General features: G+C 40.3%; 21 protein-coding genes. 8 read left to right on the top strand and 13 right to left on the bottom strand.

The window, feature by feature from the left end:
- Positions 1-23: 23 nt before the first annotated feature.
- The 4 genes from QT327_RS27435 to QT327_RS27420 all read left to right on the top strand — a co-directional run bounded on the left by QT327_RS27435 (position 24) and on the right by QT327_RS27420 (position 2346).
- Positions 24-1067 (top strand): AI-2E family transporter, encoded by a 1044-nt coding sequence (locus QT327_RS27435; protein WP_013664062.1) that lies wholly within the window; start codon positions 24-26, stop codon positions 1065-1067.
- A 105-nt stretch (positions 1068-1172) separates the two neighbouring features.
- The gene (locus QT327_RS27430) at positions 1173-1442 is read left to right on the top strand and encodes a YtxH domain-containing protein (RefSeq protein WP_013664061.1); all 270 of its coding nucleotides are present in this window, start codon (positions 1173-1175) and stop codon (positions 1440-1442) included.
- Between the two features lie 6 nt (positions 1443-1448).
- Entirely contained in the window at positions 1449-1877 is a 429-nt protein-coding gene (locus QT327_RS27425; RefSeq protein WP_013664060.1) for a phage holin family protein, read from the top strand.
- Positions 1858-2346, top strand: coding sequence for a hypothetical protein (locus QT327_RS27420; RefSeq protein ID WP_013664059.1), 489 nt, complete (start codon positions 1858-1860; stop codon positions 2344-2346). Before QT327_RS27425 ends, QT327_RS27420 begins: the two co-directional genes overlap by 20 nt.
- Positions 2347-2459: 113 nt before the next feature.
- On the opposite strand, the gene groL is transcribed toward QT327_RS27420, so the two are convergent.
- The 7 genes from groL to miaB all read right to left on the bottom strand — a co-directional run bounded on the left by groL (position 2460) and on the right by miaB (position 9376).
- Positions 2460-4097, bottom strand: coding sequence for a chaperonin GroEL (gene groL / locus QT327_RS27415; protein ID WP_013664058.1), 1638 nt, complete (start codon positions 4095-4097; stop codon positions 2460-2462).
- A gap of 103 nt (positions 4098-4200) precedes the next feature.
- Entirely contained in the window at positions 4201-4476 is a 276-nt protein-coding gene (gene groES, locus QT327_RS27410) for a co-chaperone GroES (RefSeq protein ID WP_013664057.1), read from the bottom strand.
- Positions 4477-4707: 231 nt separating this feature from the next.
- Positions 4708-5073 carry a preprotein translocase subunit SecG gene (gene secG, locus QT327_RS27405; RefSeq protein WP_289554367.1) on the bottom strand — a complete coding sequence of 122 codons (366 nt, stop codon included), beginning with the start codon at positions 5071-5073 and terminating at the stop codon, positions 4708-4710.
- A 12-nt stretch (positions 5074-5085) separates the two neighbouring features.
- Complete coding sequence (locus QT327_RS27400; protein WP_130855121.1) at positions 5086-6087, bottom strand: DUF8458 domain-containing protein; 1002 nt, start codon at positions 6085-6087, stop codon at positions 5086-5088.
- 17 nt (positions 6088-6104) lie between these two features.
- Positions 6105-6608 carry an LptE family protein gene (locus QT327_RS27395; protein ID WP_013664054.1) on the bottom strand — a complete coding sequence of 168 codons (504 nt, stop codon included), beginning with the start codon at positions 6606-6608 and terminating at the stop codon, positions 6105-6107.
- Between the two features lie 28 nt (positions 6609-6636).
- Complete coding sequence (locus tag QT327_RS27390; RefSeq protein ID WP_013664053.1) at positions 6637-7875, bottom strand: sigma-54 interaction domain-containing protein; 1239 nt, start codon at positions 7873-7875, stop codon at positions 6637-6639.
- Between the two features lie 70 nt (positions 7876-7945).
- Positions 7946-9376: a tRNA (N6-isopentenyl adenosine(37)-C2)-methylthiotransferase MiaB gene (gene miaB / locus QT327_RS27385; protein WP_130855122.1), complete on the bottom strand. Its 1431-nt coding sequence runs from the start codon at positions 9374-9376 to the stop codon at positions 7946-7948.
- 309 nt (positions 9377-9685) lie between these two features.
- Between miaB and QT327_RS27380 the strand changes: the two genes are divergently transcribed.
- Together QT327_RS27380 and QT327_RS27375 are read left to right on the top strand one after the other, a co-directional pair.
- Positions 9686-11344 carry a hypothetical protein gene (locus QT327_RS27380; protein ID WP_130855123.1) on the top strand — a complete coding sequence of 553 codons (1659 nt, stop codon included), beginning with the start codon at positions 9686-9688 and terminating at the stop codon, positions 11342-11344.
- Between the two features lie 72 nt (positions 11345-11416).
- Complete coding sequence (locus tag QT327_RS27375; RefSeq protein WP_130855124.1) at positions 11417-13210, top strand: hypothetical protein; 1794 nt, start codon at positions 11417-11419, stop codon at positions 13208-13210.
- Between the two features lie 44 nt (positions 13211-13254).
- On the opposite strand, the gene QT327_RS27370 is transcribed toward QT327_RS27375, so the two are convergent.
- A complete protein-coding gene (locus QT327_RS27370; protein WP_041387921.1) occupies positions 13255-14319 on the bottom strand; it encodes a branched-chain amino acid aminotransferase in 1065 nt (354 codons plus the stop codon).
- Positions 14320-14640: 321 nt separating this feature from the next.
- On the opposite strand from QT327_RS27370, the gene QT327_RS27365 reads away from it, so the two are divergent.
- Positions 14641-15768, top strand: a complete 1128-nt coding sequence (locus tag QT327_RS27365) for a TlpA disulfide reductase family protein (protein ID WP_013664047.1) — start codon at positions 14641-14643, stop codon at positions 15766-15768.
- A gap of 113 nt (positions 15769-15881) precedes the next feature.
- Here the strand turns inward: QT327_RS27365 and QT327_RS27360 are convergent, their stop codons facing one another.
- Positions 15882-17174 (bottom strand): HAD-IB family phosphatase, encoded by a 1293-nt coding sequence (locus tag QT327_RS27360; RefSeq protein ID WP_013664046.1) that lies wholly within the window; start codon positions 17172-17174, stop codon positions 15882-15884.
- A 53-nt stretch (positions 17175-17227) separates the two neighbouring features.
- Positions 17228-18193 carry an NAD-dependent epimerase/dehydratase family protein gene (locus tag QT327_RS27355; protein WP_130855126.1) on the bottom strand — a complete coding sequence of 322 codons (966 nt, stop codon included), beginning with the start codon at positions 18191-18193 and terminating at the stop codon, positions 17228-17230.
- Between the two features lie 103 nt (positions 18194-18296).
- On the opposite strand from QT327_RS27355, the gene QT327_RS27350 reads away from it, so the two are divergent.
- Positions 18297-19478, top strand: coding sequence for a formimidoylglutamase (locus QT327_RS27350; RefSeq protein WP_130855127.1), 1182 nt, complete (start codon positions 18297-18299; stop codon positions 19476-19478).
- A gap of 6 nt (positions 19479-19484) precedes the next feature.
- Here QT327_RS27350 and QT327_RS27345 read toward each other — a convergent pair whose 3' ends face one another.
- The 3 genes from QT327_RS27345 to QT327_RS27335 all read right to left on the bottom strand — a co-directional run bounded on the left by QT327_RS27345 (position 19485) and on the right by QT327_RS27335 (position 21901).
- Positions 19485-20411: an alpha/beta hydrolase gene (locus QT327_RS27345; protein WP_242627136.1), complete on the bottom strand. Its 927-nt coding sequence runs from the start codon at positions 20409-20411 to the stop codon at positions 19485-19487.
- Positions 20412-20544: 133 nt separating this feature from the next.
- Positions 20545-20946, bottom strand: coding sequence for a hypothetical protein (locus QT327_RS27340; protein ID WP_013664042.1), 402 nt, complete (start codon positions 20944-20946; stop codon positions 20545-20547).
- 160 nt (positions 20947-21106) lie between these two features.
- On the bottom strand, positions 21107-21901 hold the full coding sequence (locus QT327_RS27335; protein WP_149104983.1) for a TPM domain-containing protein: 795 nt from the start codon (positions 21899-21901) through the stop codon (positions 21107-21109).
- Between the last annotated feature and the right edge of the window lie 7 nt (positions 21902-21908).

Here is a 21908-nt window from a genome sequence, read left to right as displayed (position 1 = left end):
TTAATTTTGAATTTAAAAAAAGCATGTCTTTAGCTTTGTTCGATCAGAAACAGCGGAATAATATCACTTTAGTGATTATCGTTGTGCTAGGTGCATTTATTCTATATTCTTTACGAGGCATTTTCGGTGCCTTGCTGGCAACTATGATTATGTACACCATCTTCAGATCGCTAAATCTGTACTTAACAGAGCAACTGAAATGGCGGAAATCAATTTCAGCGGTATTGATCATCATTGCTTCTTTTTTTATTATTGTATTCCCTTTTTATGGCCTCATTAACATGATTGCCAAACGAGTAATAGAGCTCACCAAACATCCTGATAAAATCCAACGGGTAATCGATGAGATTAACCGCTTTTTAGGAGATAAGTTACAACAGCCGGATTTGATAACGAATAACCTGCAACGAGGGGTGGCTTATGCGGGAAATCTGATGACTTCTATTTTAAGTGGTGCCGCCAATATTTTGCTCGACATCTCGGTCATGTATTTTCTACTATATTTTCTGTTTGTAGGCTGTAGGGAGTTTGAGAAAGGTGTATTGCGTTATTCCCCATTCTCGGATGAGAACGCAATACGCTTCGGTGTGGAATTAAGAAATATTACCTATTCGAATGTGCTAGGTCAAGGTCTGATTGCCGTAATACAGGGAGGTGCCGTCGCCTTTGGATATTGGATGTTTGATTTCGCTGATCCTCTATTTTGGGGAGTGATTTGCGTTATCCTGTCTTTTATTCCAGTGGTAGGTGCTCCCATGGTTTTTATTCCTGCTTGTATCATAAAATTTATAGACGGCGATACATTCAATGCAATCGCCATGCTGCTATGGGGCATCCTTTTAGTGTCGAATATCGATAATGTACTTCGCTTGGTAATTGCAAAGCGTGTGGGCGATATCCATCCCATTATTACCATTGTAGGGGTTATTATAGGAATTCCCATGTTCGGCATTATGGGGCTTGTTTTCGGGCCATTGCTGCTTTCTTATTTCTTGATCACTGTGAAAATTTATGAAACAAACAAGTTGGCTGAAATGCGCTTAAGGAAAAAAAATAATGACAATTAGTATTGTTGGCAAACTGTTTGCTTGTTATTTTGTATATATATAAGGTCGCTTCAGGTAGCCTTTAAAAACTATTAGTTGATAATTAACATTAATTTTTTAAAAGTCATGAATGATAATGGTAAAATAGTAGCTGCTTTGCTAGCAGGCTTGGCTGCGGGTGCAGCGTTAGGAATCTTATTCGCACCTGAAAAAGGCTCTGATACTAGAGATAAACTAAGCGACTCCTTAAAAGATTTGGGCGACGCAATTAAAGAGCGCACAGCAGAACAGGTGGAGCAGTTTAATGATTTGAAAGAACGTTTAGTGTCTACAATCAAGTCAAAAGTGAATAAAGGCGAGGCGAGCGTGGAAGAAGCATTGGAAGAACATGCGTGAATATAAATGAAATCCATTATAGATGTTGATAGCATCTATAATGGAAAAATATTATCTATGGAAGAAAAAGATACATTTTCAATTAAAGGTGTTGTCCAGAAGCTAAAAGAATATGTAGAAAACTATACTGACTTAGCTTATCTAAAATTTGTTGGACGCATTTCCAAAATACTTCCCGGAATTGCTGTTAGTGGTATAAGCCTCTTATTTGCTTTTTTTGTGGTATTCTATCTAAGTATGGCGCTCGCTTTTTTTATTGGGGAGCTTTTAGATAGCTACGCATTGGGCTTTGCCGTCACCGGATTGGTGTTCATCTTACTCATATTGCTTGTAGCAGCATTTAGACAAACGATCAAAAAGATGATCGCCAATGTTTTTATAAAAATTTTTATTAGTCTACGTAAAGACGATGACGATGAAGAACAAAATAACTAATATAGAAGAGCTACAAGCTGAAATTGCACGATTGAAGACAGTAAAGATGGAACAGGAAGCCTATTTGGAGCATCAGTTTGGGATCCTGAAGAATAAAATCAATAAGCCCGTTCATTTTTTTCAAAACATGTTTGCCTTTCTTCCCAATACGGCGAGCTTGTTTAGCAACATTGGTACAAAAGGGGGAGCTTTTCAAGGCGATTGGCTGACAAAGAGCTTGCGGGTAGGGTTACCTTTCCTTGTTAATCGCGTCTTTTTTAGAAAAGCAGGTTATGTCAAACGTATTTTAATGGGGTTGCTCTCAAGCCAAGCTGCTGGGTTCTTTAATAAAGAACGCCTCGCTCAAGGGGTCGATGCCATTACGTCGTGGATAAGAAAGTCTACAAAGAAAAGCCATACTGCAAAATCCGGAAAAAATAGGCGAAGTGATTATAACTTCGGTATCCCGCCCGATAGTGAAACGTATTAGCTAACTGCCGAAGCAGTAACTTGGAAAGTGCTGATGCTAACAACTTAATAACATATTTCCCATAAAAAAGCCATGATATTATACCATGGCTTTTTTTATGGGAATGATTTATATTACATCATGCCGCCCATGCCACCACCCATTGGAGGAGCACCGGCACCAGCTTTCTCATCTTCTGGCTCATCTGCTAATACACATTCGGTCGTTAAGAGCATCGAAGCGATTGAAGCTGCGTTTTCCAAGGCAACACGTGAAACCTTCGTAGGATCAATTACACCTGCGCTAATTAGATTTTCATATCTGTCAAAGCGAGCGTTGTAACCGAAATCACCGCTACCTTCTTTTACTTTCTGTACAACAATAGAACCTTCTACGCCAGCATTGTTACAGATTGTACGCAACGGCTCTTCGATAGCACGTTTAATAATGTTGATACCTGTGGTCTCATCTTCACTTTCTCCCTTAAGATTTTCAAGAGACTCAATAGCGCGGATAAAGGCTACACCGCCACCTGCAACAATACCTTCTTCAACAGCTGCGCGTGTTGCGTGAAGAGCATCATCTACACGGTCTTTCTTCTCTTTCATTTCTACTTCTGTAGCAGCACCAACATAAAGTACAGCCACACCGCCTGCTAATTTCGCTAAACGCTCTTGCAGTTTTTCACGGTCATAGTCAGATGTAGTCGTCTCGATTTGCGCTTTGATTTGGTTAACGCGACCTTTAATGGTTTCTACCTCACCTGAACCGTTGATAATAGTAGTGTTGTCTTTGTCAACAACAACTTTTTCAGCTTGTCCTAAGTAAGAAAGGTCTGCATTTTCTAGTTTGTAACCTCTTTCTTCCGAGATTACGGTACCACCTGTTAAGATCGCGATGTCCTCAAGCATAGCCTTACGACGGTCGCCAAAGCCAGGAGCTTTAACGGCAGCAACTTTCAATGAACCACGAATTTTATTAACTACCAATGTAGCTAATGCTTCGCCATCCAAATCTTCAGCGATAATCAATAGCGGCTTGCCTGTCTGTACTTGCTTTTCCAGAATCGGAAGCAACTCTTTCATATTGCTGATTTTTTTGTCATAAATCAATATGTAAGGATTCTCAAGCTCGGCCTCCATCTTTTCCGTGTTGGTAGCAAAATAAGGCGACAAATAACCGCGGTCAAATTGCATACCCTCTACGGTTTTTACTTCTGTCTCAGTACCTTTCGCTTCTTCTACAGTAATAACACCGTCTTTTCCAACTTTTTCCATCGCTTCTGCAATCAATTCACCAATGACTTCGTCATTGTTTGCAGAGATAGTAGCAACTTGTTTAATTTTACTATTGTCTTCTCCTACTGTTTGCGATTGTGCTTTTAAATTTTCAACAATAGTAGCAACAGCCTTGTCGATACCGCGTTTCAAATCCATTGGATTAGCACCGGCTGCAACGTTCTTAATACCTGCAGTCACAATGGCTTGTGCTAAAACTGTAGCCGTTGTTGTTCCGTCCCCTGCTTGGTCAGCGGTTTTAGAAGCTACTTCTTTCACCATCTGTGCACCCATGTTCTCTAGCGCATCTTTTAAATCGATTTCTTTCGCTACAGTAACACCATCTTTAGTAATGGCAGGCGAACCAAATTTTTTCTCAATAATTACATTGCGTCCTTTTGGACCTAATGTTACTTTGACAGCATTTGCTAAGATGTCAACACCTTTTTTTAAGGCATCACGCGCTTCTACGTTATATTTTACCTGTTTTGACATAGTTTTTAAAGTTTAAAATTGCGTACATCGATCTTCTCTAGTTAATTATACGCGCTTTTAATGGTTAATGTTCGTTTTAATCTATTCTAAAAAGCTATACTGACTAGATTATAGCATAGATGTCGGATTCGCGCATAATTAAATACTCTTTTCCTTCGTAGGTTATTTCTGTTCCGGCATACTTACCGTACAGCACTTGGTCGCCCACTTTAACAGTAATAGGCTCATCTTTTTTTCCCTCGCCAACAGCAACAACGGTTCCGCGTTGCGGTTTTTCCTTGGCGGTGTCAGGAATGTAGATACCTGATGCAGTTTTCTCTTCAGCAGCAGCAGCTTCTACTACTACTCTGTCTCCAATCGGTTTGATACTTAATGCCATAATTGTACTAGATATTATTGTTTTTAATATTAGATTAACGTTTCCGGGAAATTTTAAGTCATGAACTGTGCCAAAATCAAAAAGACGATTTTTGTTGTCATTTTTTCATTTCGAAGGCTCGTGATAATAGAAATTTATTTTCAACTTGTCAGCTTGGCTGAATATTTGGCAGAAAAAAGGGCAGTGCAGAATGTGCAATGCCCTTTTGTTTTTTTACGGGTTTTAATATAATTACTTGGTAGTGTCGACAGACGCTGGTTTCTGCCCTTGCGGAGTAGCCGGAGTCGTCGCCGGTTTCTGTAAAGGAGCAGTCGGTGTAGCCGTCGGTGTAATTTGTTTTTGCAGTTCTAATCCGGGATTAGAGCCAGTACCCGCGCCCGGGTTCGTAATATTCAACAATAGCGAAAATACCATAATCGCAATTACCAAACCCCATGTCCCTTTTTCCAAAATATCTCCTGTGCGTTGCACGCCCATGAGGTTGTTGGACCCGGCAAAACCTGAGGCTAAGCCACCTCCTTTCGGATTCTGGATTAAAACAATAAATACCAAAAGCACACAGGCTAAAATGGTTAATACGATAAGTAATGTATACATTTCTTTATGTGGTTAATTAATTCTACTTTCTAACGCTTTAATACGGTCGGCAAAATAAGCACTTTTTTTGGGATATTTCAAACTTAATTTCATGTAAGTATCGATTGCCTTATGATAAAGCCCCTGCTCTTCATAGATTTGAGCCAAGGTCTCCGAAACAAAGTTAGATTGATCTTCGGCACTTTGCCTAGCCTTATTCTCGAGTGTGATCTGACTGGCTTGGGGAGGTCGAATCTGCGGTTCTTCTTTAATAAAGCGTTCGATAATCTCATCGGTTTTTTTCGGAACCTTAAAAGTGATGGTTCTGCTTTCCTTAATACTTAGCTTTTCTTCAGGCTCCTGCAAATGAAAGATGTTTTCTCGGATCTGCTGATCTAACACCAAATCACTAATATCGTTTTGTAATTTTTTTAACGAAGGCTTTCGGTTTGTGGCATAAGGTTGATAAGTGTCCGCATAAGCTAAACGAGTTTTGTGAAGCCACCATACAAACGTGTACGGCATTAAATCGTCGTCATATTTCGAAACATCTTCTCTAGAGGCTTCTGTTTCTTCAGGAGAAGGGGGGGCTACACCTGTTGGTACTCTTTGGTCTTCTTCTGTATATATAACCTCAGGCTCGTCCGCAGATTCAGTGGTTTCATCAATTACATCTTCTTCTACAATGGCTGCTTCGGAAATAAACGCACTTTCCACGGCATGTTCCTTAAGGCGGTCTTGCCCCAAAACCTGATCGAGTTTTGCGACAGCATCGTCCTGACTTAACGTAAGGTCATTTAAAGGAGAATTGTAAATAAAGTTATAGAGCTGTTCCGGATCGCTTGCAAATAGCGCTGCCTTCTTAAAGATAGCTTGTTGATCACCCTTGTCCTGTGAACAGCGTTTAGCTTCTAAAAACCATAAGATATGACTGTAAGGATAGGCTTGCAGAAGTAATGCCAAATCTTCTTGCTTCATCTGGGTAGAATCTGCCAGTAATCCATTAAATTTATGTCTTAATGATTGTTGCTCCACTGTCGACGATTTTACGCTTACCAATTGGCAAAAGCGCGGTTAAAAATATCTTCGGTTAACTGTCTATTGATTGCTTCAATAAGCGTTTGCTCCTGCGCCTGCACTGTACCGGTGAAATCCTGATATCGTGTAAAGCTCTGTTCAAAGCTGTTGTCCGGCTTGATGTTATCAACGTATTTTACACTCACCGTAATCGATAAACGATTGGCCTGCGCGCGATCTTGACCCCCAACCGCTGCCGAAGTAATGGCATAGCCGGTAATGCGTCCCTCAAAAATGGCATCGCCCTCGGAGGTCACTTGGCTTAATCGCGATTGGTTGCGAATACGCTCTTTTAATGCCTCGGTGAATTGCTGACTTAAATAAGGCACCACAATGGGAGCAGAATTTTCGAAAAATTGCACATTAAAGGTTTTCATTCCTTCGGGAATGGATGCCCCGTTAAGTTTATATACTCCACATGACTGGAGAAGCACTAAAAACGGGACCAATAAAAATGATAATCTAACAGCTCTAAGCATCTTTTTACTTTCTGGCAATCGGGAACTCTTAACTTAAATTCAAATCTTTGATTTTACGATACAGCGTACGCTCTGAAATTCCAAGTTCTTGAGCCGCTAATTTTCGCTTACCTTTATATTTTTTTAAAGCCCTTTTAATTAAATCGGATTCCTTTTCTACTAACGATAACGATTCTTCTATTTCTTCTGCATGGGGAGCGATTTCAAAATTCTCTTTATTTGCAGGGGGTTGATGGATCGTTAATGGTGAGAAGGTTTCATTGCTTGATGATGTATTTGGCTGCACTTCCCGATATAATTGGTTTAAGTACGGAGAATTGTCGGAAATAGTATTGGAATTGATGCCATTTTTTAATAGCTCAACAACTAATTTTTTTAATTCCACCATATCTTTCTTCATGTCAAACAAAACCTTATACAGCAAGTCTCTCTCTGAAAAATCTTCGTTGGCTTTGTTCTCTAACCGCATAGGTAAGGTGCTTGTCCGCTCGTTGGGTAAATAGCTTTGTAATATCTGTGCAGTAATCACTCGCTCCTTTTCAAGTACGGCGATCTGCTCCGCAATATTTTTTAATTGCCTTACATTACCCGGCCAATTGTAATTGCTTAACAATTGTTGGGCATCATCGGTAAGCTGAATACTCGGACTTCTATATTTGTCCGTAAAATCCGCAACAAACTTGCGAAAAAGTAAATGAATATCTTCCCTTCTGTCTCGTAACGGCGGGATCCGTAACGGAACAGTATTTAAGCGATAGTATAAGTCCTCTCTGAATTTGTTGGCCTTTACCGCATCATAAACATCTACATTGGTTGCGGCAATCACTCGCACATTGGTTTTCTGTACCTTCGACGAGCCTACCCGCAAGTACTCACCGGATTCAAGCACGCGTAATAAACGCGCTTGCGTACTTAAAGGGAGCTCGGCCACTTCATCTAAAAAGATGGTTCCACCGTTGACTACCTCAAAATAACCTTTCCTTGCTTCGTGAGCACCTGTGAAGGAACCCTTTTCATGTCCAAATAGTTCGGAATCAATCGTTCCTTCGGGGATAGCACCGCAGTTTACAGCAATAAAAGCACCGTGTTTTCGGCTACTTAATTGATGGATAATATGCGAAAATACTTCTTTACCACTGCCACTTTCCCCGGTGATTAAAATAGAGATGTCGGTTGGAGCCACCTGTCTAGCAACATCAATGGCTCTATTTAATAAAGGCGAATTGCCGATAATACCAAATCTATTCTTAATATCTTGTATATCCATTTGTTCTACTAATATTTTACGCCACACAGAATTGAATTGCCAATCCTACTGGATACATATAGATGCGTTATCAAACAATCTTACCGATTAAGGTTGCTGATGTGCATGTCTCTGCCATTACATTGACATAGTCGCCAACTTTATATCGGGCATCAACGGGAAAAACAACCATGGCATTTTGATCATTACGACCGCAATAGTCCTTGTCAGATCTTTTTGAAAAACCTTCTATCAAAACTTTGTGTATCTTTCCGACCTGTTGCTGTAACCTGAAAAGACTGTGTGCCCGTTGTTTCTCTACTACTTCTGTTAATCTTCTCTTCTTTATCTCTTCCGGAATGTCATCAGCGTAACGCTTGGCAGCCAGTGTTCCGGGACGTTCCGAATAGGCAAACATATAAGCATAATCGTATTGCACATAGTCCATCATGGAAAGTGTATCCTGATGTTCTTCTTCCGTTTCGCTGCAAAAACCGGTAATCACATCTGTCGATATCGCACAGTCAGGGATAATTCGTTTTATGGTGTCAATACGTTCTATGTACCATGCGCGATCATAAGTGCGGTTCATTAGTTCCAGTATCCGGCTATTGCCTGATTGAACGGGTAGATGTATATAGTTACAAATGTTCTCATGCCTAGCGATGCTATATAGCACTTCATCGGTAATATCTTTGGGATGCGAGGTGGAAAATCGTACGCGGAGTAAGGGGTCAACAGCTGCCACCATTTCCAGTAATTTTGCAAAAGTAATCGCCGTATGATTTGCAGCAGCATCGTCTTCTTGAGGCGACCATTTATAGGAGTCCACATTCTGTCCTAACAAAGTAACTTCCCGATAACCGGCTTTAAATAAGTCTCGCGCTTCCTTAACAATAGAATAGGGGTCACGGCTGCGTTCTCTCCCACGGGTAAAAGGTACTACACAGAAGGAACACATATTGTCGCAACCGCGCATGATCGATATAAACGCAGTAACGCCATTGGTATTTAATCGTACCGGATTGATATCAGCATAGGTTTCTTCGCGCGAGAGTAACACATTAACAGCCCGGCTACCATCATCTACTTTTTCGATTAAATTGGGTAAATCCCGATAGGCGTCCGGTCCAACAACTACATCAACTAGCTTTTCCTCCTCTAAGAATTTTGATTTTAAACGCTCGGCCATACATCCCAGTACACCTACAATCATTCCCGGCTTTTTTAGTTTAGCGGATTCAAATTCTTTTAGGCGGTTGCGCACGCGTTGTTCTGCGTTTTCGCGAATGGAACATGTATTGATAAAAACTACATCCGCTTCTTTATAATCGGGAGTAGTGCTGAAACCTTTATCCAGTAGTATAGAAGCAACGATTTCACTATCAGCAAAGTTCATTTGACAACCATAACTTTCAATATAAAGTTTGCGTCCATTTTGCTCTTTATTATCAGATAACATTACTGCTTCGCCTTGCCGCGATTCGTCGTGTTCTTTTAAACTCATTTCTGTCTCTATCATGGCCATGATTTAAGGCTACAAAACTACGAAATAATTTTGGTTTTAATGACACTTTGTCAGCTATTGTTGGAAAGGTGGTTATTCATAGCATTAACAGCGCCGCGGTATAGACGAATACTAAAATACGATCATCAGGCTACTTCTTGCTTGAATGAAGTGACATTACCAACCTTTGCGAACAATCTGTATAAATCGGTGTTAATCGAAAAGAAGATATTTAACTTAGATGTGTTTTTATTTTACTAGTAATATTAAACCTATTCGTCAAGGTAGCATTTATTTGCAATTAGGACGTGTTAATCATACTATATGCCAGAACCAATAAAAGGAAAAAGAAGGGGTACGAAAGGGTGGTTATGGGTAGGATTCGCCCTCCTTGTTTTTTTAATAAGCGCTTTAATTGCAGAGCAAATTATTGAAGATAAGCTGCCTAAACGTTTACAATCAGCCATAAGCAAAGAAAGTGAAGGGCTATATCAAATCCATTTCGGATATACTAAGGTAAACTTATGGAGAGGCCAGTTTATAGCTAAGAATATTCACTTAATACCGGATACGGCCAGGAATGGGAGATTGAAAAAAGGAGGACAGACAACTTTGTTTGAGCTAAAAGCAAAGTACATAAATGTTGCCGGATTTAAGCTATTGAAGCTCCTTTGGCATAAAGAGATCAATGCCTCCGATGTAATTGTAAGTCAGCCAATCATTATACAATACAAGATCTCATCTAAAACGGAAAAAAATGGAAAAAATATAAGACAGCAATTGCGGGCTATAAAAAATAAAATCGTTATAAAGAAAATTACCCTGTCAGGAATTCAATACCGCACCATCGATATGCAGTCGAAGAAGGAAACTTGGCTAAAAAATATTAATTTTCATGCAAGTAATATTAAACTAGGCCAGTGGGCTAAACAGCAGGATTCGACAAGGCTTGGACTTGTGGAGAGCTTTCGTTTTTATGGCAAGAAAGTAATCTACTTATCGAACGATGAGCTATATAAATTGCAACTAGCCCGTTTAGATATTTCTACTGAAAAAAATACGCTTGGTATTGATTCGTTTTCAGTTGTTCCTAAATACACGGAGAAGCAATGGTCAAAGACGCTAAAATATAAAAGAGATCGTTATGACATGTTTTTTCCGAAGATTGAGGCTAGTGGGCTAGATCTGAAACGGTGGCTGGACGAAGGATGTTTAAAAATGGATAGCCTTGTTGTTAATCAGGCAATTATCCGTGTGTATGCCGACAAAGGGATGCGGGAAAAAAAGACGACGGCGTCAAATAATTTTCCATCCCTTGCTTTTCAACGTTTAAAAGTACCGATTACAATTAACAATATCTATATCAAAAACACGGATGTTTATTACAAGGAACTAAACCCGAAATCCGGTAGAGCAGGATTGGTGTTCTTTAACAACTTAAATGCTCATTTGCAACATGTTAGCAACGATAGTCTGCAGCTTAAACAAAATCCCTGGATTAAAGGATCTTTCTCAACATTCTTTTTAGGAAAACCAAAACTCACATTGAATATAGATTTTAATATGCTTGATACACTTGGCGCATTTCACTATAAAGGGGTTTTGGACGGAGCACCGGCAAGCTTTTATAACCAATTGCTCGAGCCTATTACTTTAGCGAGAGCTGAAAAGGGTTATGTGAATTCCGTTCGATTCAATATAACGGCAAATCGTTATGGCGCTAATGTCGAAACGGAAATGTTATATAATGATTTGAAAGTCGCCGTACTGGATGCAAGTAGTGGCAAACTGGAGAAAAAAGGCTTTCTCTCCTTGTTTATAAACTGGTTAGCGATAGAAGCGAACAATCCTTCAAAGGATGGGAAGCCGCCTCGTATTGCGCGGCACTATTATAAACACCCGCAGGAAAAGACTTTTTTTAATTTAATGTGGAAAGCGCTCTATTCCGGATTAAAAGTTAATTTAGGCTTGCCGGAGATATGATAAGTGAGCGCAAACTTTTTGCCTATATTTAGGTTATGGATTGCATATTATACATTCGAAAGAAATAAATCTATGAAACCCGTTTGGAAGTGGGTGATCGGCATTTTGTTAACGCTGATACTCGTTGTTATCGCTGGTCTATGGTATCTGGGAAATCACTGGCGACCTATTTTAAATGAAAAGATACACGAGATCGTTTTGAGCTCGAGCGACAGCTTATACCAGGTCTCTTATGATGATCTTGACTTCAACATGGTAACAGGAAATGCTTATCTGTATAATTTTAAGCTCACGCCCGATACTAATGTATACAATGAATTGAAAGCGCAGCGAAAAGCCCCGGATAATATATACGATATTTCCGTAGCCCGGTTAGCTATTCGTGATTTTCACCCCAAACGAATTTACACAGAAAGGAAGCTCAATATTGATGAAATTATGATTGAAAACCCGGATATTAAGGTGGTCAATCAAACGCAGGCGTACAATGATAAGGTTCAGCCGAAGGATCAGCGTACCCTATATCAAAAGATTTCAAAAATACTAAATGAGTTAACCGTTGAACATATCGCGTTCGAAAACGTAAATATTGCCTATACCAATCGAAACGAAAAGAAGGAGAAGACGACGCGTTTGAAAAATGTAAATATCGACATCACCGATCTGCGCGTAGATTCCACCTCTCAGGAAGATAGCTTGCGCTTTTATAATGCTCGCTCGGTAGATTTTAAAATGAATGACTACCGCATTGCCACCGGTGATAGTTTATATTATATCGACTTAAAGGGAATTCAATTTACTTCCACTAATCGAACGATGGTATTAAGCGGTTTGCAAATGATGCCCCGTTATAGTAAAGTGGATTTCCATAAAAAAACGAAAATAGCGAAAGAGCGTTTTGAATTGCGATTTGATACCATCAGTATCAAGCACATTGACCTATTTAAATTTTTAAAACAACAGAGATTATATGCAGGCGAAGTTGTACTTGGAAAATCAAAAGTTGAAATCTACCAAAATACAGCCTATCCGAAGAAGAAAGCAAAAGAAAAAATCGGAAAATTCCCGCACCAGGAGTTAAGAAAACTGGCTTTTCCGATTAAAATAGACACACTCACGCTAAAAGAAGCGCTGGTTACTTATCAAGAATATAATCTGAAAAGCGGGCAAATTGGAACAGTAAGTTTTCACAATACACATGGCACTTTTTATAATATAACGAACGATTCGCTGGCGCTGATCCATAATCCCTATATGACCGCTGATATTCACTCGAAATTCATGAACAACGGTAAACTCCATATTAATTTCGGGTTTAATATGCTTGATAAGCTCGGGGCTTTTACTTATAAAGGTTCATTAACAGCAATGAATGCCAAAGCATTAAATCCGTTAACAAAACCGCTGGCAATGGTAGAGGTATCGTCGGGATATTTTGATCGACTCCATTTTAATGTAAAAGCGAATGAGTACAAAGCAGTGGGACGAGTCGACTTCTTTTATAGAAACTTGGCGGTACAGATAATAACCAAAGAGAGCGATGGGTCAAAATCTAAAAATGGAATGGTGTCAATCCTAACAAATAAATTTCTGATCAATGATAGTAATCCCGACGCGAACGAGAAATTCCACCCCGGGCCTATTAATTATAGGCGACCTTTAACCGCTTCCTTCTTTAATTTCCTATGGAAGAGCCTCTTTGAAGGGGTCAAGGCTAGCGTCGGAATTGATAAGAAGCGGGAGGCTAAATTAACAGCTACGGCAGAAGAGGCTGATAAGGCAGTTGGAAAGCTCAAAAAGTTCTTTAAAGGAATATTCCATAAAAAGGAAAAAAAAGAACAACAAGACAGTCTTAAACGTCAATGATTAGTCATCGGCTATCAGCTGATTCCGATAGCCGATGGTTAGCTTTATCCTACAATGAAGTTCCAACCGAAAGGATCTTCAACTTTACCGTAACGTAACTGGTTAAGATAGTCCAATACCTTGTTCGAAAACTCACGGGTGGCGGGGTCGCTGAGCTTATAAATCTTACCTTCATATCCTATCTCCGAGATTGGTGTCAAAGTAGCAGCAGTACCGGCAGCAAAAGCTTCACTTACCTTGCCTGTCTCTATGCCTTCGATTAATTCTTGGACACTTACATCCCGTGTTTCGGTTTTGATTCCCCAGCTCTTAGCTAGATCCATAATGCTGTGACGGGTAACGCCTTGTAAAACAGTTTCAGACCCTGGGGTTATAAGCGTATCTCCCAACATAAATACTAAATTGGCAGTGCCTGCTTCCTCAATGTATTTATGCTCCTTGGCATCTGTCCAAATTAGTTGATCGAAGCCCTCGTCCTGTGCTAACCGAGTAGGATAGAGCGAAAGGGCGTAGTTGCCGGCATTTTTGGAGAAGCCAACACCTCCCGCTGCAGCTCGGGTAAAATAGGTTTCTACTTTTACACGTAATGGCTTATTGTAGTAGGCGCCAACCGGCCCCGTAATAATCACAAATTTATAGGACTTTGAGGGATGAACACCTAAAGCCGGTTCTGTACCGAACATAAACGGGCGAATATAAAGGGACGCACCGGTAGTTGGTGGCACAAAACTGCGATCAATATCAATCAATTTCTTTAGCCCGTCCATAAAGATCTCTCGAGGGACTTCAGGCATTTCCAACCGGACGGCAGACTTATTAAAGCGGTCAAAATTTCTGTCCGGACGAAAAATGCTAACACGACCGTCTTCAAATTTATACGCCTTAATGCCTTCAAAAATAGCCTGCCCGTAGTGAAGGGCTGAAGTGGCAGGGCTCAGACTAAGGTTAGCATAAGGGACAATCTTGACCTCTTTCCATTCACCATCATCGTAATCCGCCACTAACATATGGTCAGATAAAATTTGTCCAAACTTTAGGTTGTTAAAATCAACCTTTGCTAATTGTGAGTCTTTCGTTAACTCAACTTTAATTTCATAAGAATGTGCCACGGTAAAAATATATAAGTTGTATGCCGTGCAATTTAGGAAAAAAAAGGAAAAGAAGGCAAATACTTGTAGCATGTTGTGGGGCGATCGCGTTAAAAAAGACCGTTTATTCTTTCAGAAGGGTTTTGCAAAGGCATCTCTGTAACATGTTAGCTAAAATTTAGCGATTAAAACATTCCCTCTTCCGTTCCCTAATTTTAATGTTACTTTTGTAAAGAAGGGGGTGCCTTTTGTTTTAGGTTACAAGCAATGGAAATACTTTGTTAAACACAGTTTACTTACTGTTTATTTTGGTGGTAAGTTATACGGTATAAAAAGAAATGTATGAAACAACTAATAATTGGTGTATTAACAGCCCTGCCTTTTTGGGCCAATGCACAGCAAGATTATGTGATTAAAGGAAATATAGGAAATGTAAATGCTCCGGCGAAGGCTTATATTTCTTATCGCCTAAACGGAGCTAATCAGCTTGACTCCACAAGTGTCATAAATGGCGCATTTTCGTTTAAAGGTGCAGTAGAAGAGCCGCTTAACGCTGTTTTAGTATTAGCCCATAAGGGGGAACCTGTAATGCAACTGGAAGCACCCGATATGATTCCTGTCTTTTTGGAAAAAGGAACGATTACGGTGCAATCGGCTGATTCATTAAGTAAAGCTACATTAGGCGGAACTCCATTAAATGTAGATCAATCCACCTTAAACAAGGCAATGGATGTGCTTAAGGCTGATCAGGCAAACATCATGAATGTATATTATGGAGCATCGGATGAAGAAAGAAACTCCGAAGAGTTTCAGAAGAAGTTTCAAGCACTTTATGAAGGTTTACAACAGAAGCAAATACAAATTGTAAGTGATTTCATTAAGAGCAAACCAAATTCATTAGTTAGTATGTATACCTTGCGATCTACGCTGGATCCCGGGAGAGATTATGAACAGGCACAACAACTATATAGTAGCCTGTCAAAAGACATACAAACAAGCAAGATAGGCGCAGAATACGGACAATCATTGAATGCAGCAAAAGGTACCAGTATCGGTGCGCAAGCCCCTGAATTTACCATGAATGATACAACAGGCAAACCAGTGGCCCTTTCCTCTTTCAAAGGTAAATATGTTTTGATTGATTTTTGGGCGAGCTGGTGCGGCCCGTGCAGGCAGGAAAATCCAAATGTAGTAGCGGCCTTTAATAAATATAAAGATAGAAATTTTACTATTTTGGGCGTTTCTCTGGACAGACCAAATGGAAAGGATGCTTGGTTAAAAGCTATTTCCGATGACGGATTGGCATGGACACAGGTTTCCGACCTGCAGTTTTGGAATAATGCAGCGGCTCAACTCTATGGCGTACGAGGCATACCTGCCAATTTTTTGATTGACCCACAGGGAAAAATTGTCGGAAAAAATCTACGAGGAGAAGAACTGCATGCCAAATTAGCTGAAATACTTCAATAGGAAAGAGTTTCGCTTTGAGAAAGCCATAGGAATGTTATGTTAAAGGAACGCTTTTGTTTTTCTTTTTTCCGCAAAAAAGAAAAACAAAAGCGTTCCTTTTCAAAGACAAGGCGCTAATATAAAATCCGAAGCTTAATAGTTGTAGTAATCTGCCTAAGCTCTTTTAAAAGCGTATCATCATAGCCTTTACTAATATCCGTTATTACATAACCGATATTTCCTTTTGTCATTAAGAATTGTGCAACGATATTAATATGGTGCTGAGCAAACACATTGTTTATTTGCGCCATAATTCCCGGGACGTTTTTGTGAATATGGATAAGACGATGTGCTTGATGAATGCGTGGCAATTGCATGTTTGGAAAATTACGGCTCATGGCTGTATCTCCCTTATTAATGAAGTCGGCCATTCTTTTAGGAATAAACTCGCCACTTCTTTTTTTATCCTTCTTGTCGTCAAAAAGAACGATTCCCATTTCATTACATAGCTCCCGATTAATGTGACCTTTACTGTTTCCGAGATAGCCAATGGTTTTCAGTTTCTCTGCCTGCGAAAGTTGCTCATCGGTGATATCTATACCGTTCGCCAAAAGAAGCATTCCGACATCTTTTACATATTTCTCTTCTAATGTTTCTTTATGGCGGATAGAAAAACCATCTCTCCTAAGCAGATGGATAGCAATTTCCGGAACGTCGCCAACAATAAGACAAAGAATGCGATTTTTTGGATATGAAATAGCTCTGGGTAAATGATTGACGTATAAAAATTCGTCCAAGCTAGGTGTGATATGGTCTGCTTTTTCTGATACCGATTTGCGTTCAATGTTTTCTGTGAAGGCATAGAACTTTTCAATCAGACCCGATTCTTTTAATTGGAAGTCCGAATAACCATCACCAATACCATAAATAGTGCCGTCAAGATTCATTGTCTTGAGCAATTTTACCTTACCTCCCTCATCTGATAAGGGATTGCTCTCATCGTAACCGACGATATTTCCATCCTCATCAAAAATGAATGTATTGGCATAAATATTTTCTGTTTTTATACCGTACGGAGTTACTACGGGGGTTATAAATTCTTTAAATCCGCCGGAAACAATCAATACATCTTCACTATGCTCACGGAGAAACACACGATTTCGAGAGAAAGATGAAGACACTTTCTTTTTGAGGGTACTGATCAATTTCTCCAGATGCGATTTGTTAGCCTGGAGAAGCTTCACTCGGCCCGCAAGGCTCTCTCGGAAAGAAATGTTGCCCTCCATTGCCGCGTTGGTTAAGCGTTCAATTTCCGTGTAGATCAATTCTCTGGCCGGATGATGTTCAAGGGAAATCCGGGCCAATTCATCAAGTGCTTCAACTTGTGTAAATGTACTGTCGAAATCAATGATGTAATAATGTTTCATGTCCGTAATGGGATTAATCTTTAAAGATAGGCGAGAGAAGAACTTCCGCCTATCTAAATATGTTCACAAATTTCTTTTAACGTTTCGCTAATAGGCTTAAATGAAAAGCCTATCTTCTCTTTAAATTTTGCATTGGAATAGGCTTGCTTTTCACGGGCCGCATGCGCAGTGTCGTGCGTTAATCCCGGTTGTCGGCCGGTAAACCATGATAAAACCTTCGCCGCCCTCCATGCTAATCCCAACATGCCCCTGGTTGCTAATTTATTGGGTGCAGGTTTACCAAGGTAATTCGCGCAAATGCGGAAGAGCTCTTGGTACGTCATATTTTCATTGTTAATAATAAAACGCTCTGCTTGGATATCCTTACTGTTCATTAAAATGATCGCGGCTCTGGCAACGTCTTCCACATCCACCAGACCTACACTGCCTTCCGGGTAATACCGCAGGCCATCTTTCAAAAGCTTAAAAATTGCACCGGTGTTTTCCTGGCCGCTTTGACAACCAATAATCAGCGAAGGGTTCATGATGACGGCATCCAAACCCTCTACCGTGCCTCGCCAAACTTCCATTTCTGCTTCATATTTTGAAATGGCATAACCATTCTGTGAACCGTCAAATTCCCAAATGTCATTTTCGTCGGAGAGCAGCTGTGGTGGCTTCGGCTTACCAATAGCAGCTACCGAGCTAACGTGTAATAGACGGGCACCGTATTGTATACACAGGTTGACAATGTGGGCCGTGCTGCTGCTATTGACTGCAACGATTTTCTTTTTGTCTTTTGGATCGAAAGAAATCATTGCTGCACAATGATAGACCTCCTTAACTCCGTCAAAGGCGTCTTCCAGTTCAAAATAATTGCTAATATCGGCTTCCAGCCACTGCAGGTTTGGATGTGTAAGAAGATCATTAGGAATGACTGAAGTTTGACGTTTGATCGCCCGAATCGTATTTCCTTCGGCGAGTAATCGTCTAAGAAGCGTTGAACCTAAAAATCCTGTTCCACCAGTAACTAATATCACCGTCTTATTTCCTATAGATTGATCATTAATACTTTCAAAAGTAAGTTAATAAATGGATATTTGCACAATCTTAAAGTAAATTGCATTAGCTAATCCTTTTTTCATGTCATTGATCGATTTTTTTTCTCCTATTGATGTTCAGCAATTAACCCCTCCGCATGGCTTCTTGACCAGTCAGCTTGGAGCGCATATAAAGGCTTTTGAAACGAAATTCCCGGATCAAGAAGAGGAGGCTTTTGATTTAGCCATCATTGGTGTAGCGGAAGATCGCCGAGCAATCGCTAATCAAGGGTGTGCACTTGCTCCTGATCATGTGCGTGAAAAATTGTATAGCTTGCACCGCGGTGATTACCTCTTGCGAATTGCTGATTTTGGAAACATACAAGCAGGTGAGCGGATAAGCGATACGTATGCTGCCCTGAAAATAGTGGTAGAAGAGTTAATAAAAAAGAACATTATTCCGATTATTATCGGAGGAGGGCAGGATCTGACCTACGCACAATTCCAAGGTTATGAAAAACTCGAGCAAAAAGTGGACCTGGTGGTGATTGATTCACATTTCGACTTAGACGAATCTATTGAAAATGAAAGTGAAACAACGTCACAAACCTACCTAACCAAAATATTACTACACCAGCCGAACTATCTTTTTAATTATAGTAACATAGGGTATCAAACCTACTTCGTAAGTCAAGATAGTCTGAAAGTGATGGATAAGCTCTATTTTGATTCCTATCGTCTTGGCTTGTTTACCGGAAAAACGGATCAGGCAGAACCTGTTATCAGAAATGCCGACTTATTAAGCTTCGATATCAGTGCTGTTCGTTCTTCTGATGCTGCAGCCAATGCAAATGCAACACCAAACGGTTTCTATGGTGAAGAAGCCTGTCAGCTATGTCGCTACGCTGGGATGAGTGATAAGTTAAGTTCTATCGGCTTTTACGAGTTTAATCCTGCATACGATCAAAATGGACAAACTGCCATGTTATTAGCCCAAATGATCTGGTATTTTATTGACGGCTTCTATAACAGAAAGAAAGATTTTCCACTACAACCAAAATCATCTTATGTTACTTATCGTGCTTCATTAAACGATGATAGCTATGAATTGGTTTTCATAAAAAGTAAAAAAACAGATCGTTGGTGGATGCAGGTGCCTTACCCTAATACAAAGTCAGTAAACGAGCGTTTTCATTTAGTGCCTTGCCGATATGAAGATTATCTATTAGCCATAGAAGGCGAAATGCCCGACCTTTGGTGGCGGACATTTCAGAAACTATCTTGATTACCACTAAAAGCCTATTTCATGTAACCATACCAAGGCATGGTCAAACCATTTGTCAGTGGTTGTTTTATTGTGTAAACCAAAGCCATGTCCTCCATGAGGATAAGTGATTAGCTTGGAAGGGACCTGCTGTTTTTGTAATGCTTCGTAAAAGCGTTTGCTATTGGCAATCGGAACAGCGGTATCATCTTCTGCATGGACCAAAAGGGTAGGTGGCGTATCTGAAGTAACTTGTGTTTCATTGGAAAAATAGTTTACCATCTCCTTGTTCGGCATTTTTCCTAGCAAATTATTACGCGAGCCGCCGTGTGTAATGCCGGAGTCCATACTAATAACGGGGTAGATCAGTAACATAAAATCGGGGCGAAGACTGGTTTTCTTTGGATTATCAATTTTAACATCTTGATAATGTACACCTGCCGAAGAGGCCAAATGCCCCCCCGCAGAAAAACCGATAATACCGATTTTTTGTGGATTGATACCATACGTTTCAGCCTGCTCCCTAACAAGTTTGAATGCTTGTTGGACATCCTGTAGGGGGCCAATGCTCTTATCCTGCATCAAAGCTTCGTTGGGCAACCTATATTTTAGAACAAAAGCAGCAATACCGTTCTCTGCAAATTTTTTGCCTATTTGATCCCCTTCATGTCCCATGGCCAAAATGCCATAACCGCCGCCTGGACAAATAATAATGGCAGACCCCTTACTTTTGCGCTTATTTGGTGCATAATACTTTATCGCCGGGATACTGACTGACGATATTCGCTCGATGCCATCCTTTCCTATCTCACTTACTTCTGTTACCGCCGTTTTATCCGGTCGTTCATTGGGAATCTTGCCGTTTGGGTAAATGGGTTGGAAATCACCCGTCTGTGCGCTTACTAAATGACATGTCATGCACGAAAGGATCAACATTTTGATTTTTAAGTTCATAAAAGTTTATAAAGCTAGTTTAAGAATCATGTATTCTGTTTGTTGAAGTGTAGAAATGATACGATCATTTTAGATGCTAAATATAGCTAAATATCACGATTGATACCGAACAACCTAGTTTGACCCAAAATAATTACTCCATACCGAGTGCCCTAACTAAAATATTTCTTCTTGCAATGTGATCAAAAGAAAGTGTTTGAAATTCTTCTTCGATGAAATCATAAAGCGCAATAACTTTAGCCCATAGGTTCTTTCTCGTTTCTTCATCATCATTAAGGCCTGCAAGCTCATCTAAGAAGGCCGCTAGCATATTCAATTCTTCTGCCTTATAAGCTTGTTCTCGGATTTGATCCATAAACACATCAGTGGATATGGCAACCAATGCTTTTTGGGAAGTACCATAATAGTGTTCTAAAGTATAAATTACCTCTTCCAGTGCTTTTGGTTCATGGTCTTCTATGATCAGCCTTTTCACCTTTGCCAGTGTATGGCTTAGTTGCTGCATTTGTGCGGTTAAAGAATCTCGTTTTAACATTTTTAAGCTATCAGTTTTCTGTTACTAGCAGTATTTCTTTGAGTTGGGCGTTATCAGTTATGGTTATGCTCGTTGTTTGTTGTTCCGATAACGCTTCTAAAGACAATGCGACTACTACTACTACTACTACTACTACTCAACCACTTAACTACTCAACTACCTACCAACTTCCACTGGAGCCTCCGCCACCAAAGCTTCCTCCTCCAAAGCCGCCGAAGCCTCCACCTCCACCACCAAAGCCTCCGCCACCGCCGCCACCGAATCCTCCACCCCGGTTTCCTCCGCGTCCCATGCCGCTTAACATGGTAAGCCAGAATAGATCAGATGCACCACGGCCACCGATGACTTGCCCACCGCCCCCTTTGCCCCCACCTCTGCTGGCAAGTAAACTAATGATAACAGCAATTATAATCACAGTTAGGATGAGTCCACCGCTTCCACCTCCTCCTCTGTTCTTACGTGGTTCAGCTTTAAACTCTCCTTTCGTGTAAGAGATGAGCGCATCTGTAGCCCGATTAATTCCTGTAAAATAGTCGCCCTGCCTAAATGCAGGTGTAATAATATTTCGAATAATTTGAAAAGCGATGGCATCGGGTACGGCACCCTCTACACCATAACCGGTTTGGATAGTTACTTTTCTGTCTTCCTTGGCAACAAGCAACAAAATCCCATTATCTTTACCTTTTGTTCCAATACCCCATTGCTGGGCTAGTCGTACTCCATAGTCGGCTATGTCGTAATCACCTACCGAACGCATAATCACAACGGCTATTTGCGTTGAAGAGGTGTCAGCAAAAGCAACTAGCTTACTTTCAAGCTGCTGCCGCTGAGCATCCGTTAGCGTACCGGTAAAGTCGGTCACCAATGTTCTGGACGGGGGAGGGAAATCCTGAGCTTTTACTAAAGTTGATAAAAAGAATATAAAAGAAAAGAACAAGGTCTGGTAAGCTCTCATGTTTGCT

It is taken from the genome of Olivibacter sp. 47, assembly GCF_030372825.1.
GTDB classification, from domain to species: Bacteria; Bacteroidota; Bacteroidia; order Sphingobacteriales; family Sphingobacteriaceae; genus Olivibacter; species Olivibacter oleidegradans.
This window is presented reverse-complemented; position numbering and strand designations above follow the sequence as displayed.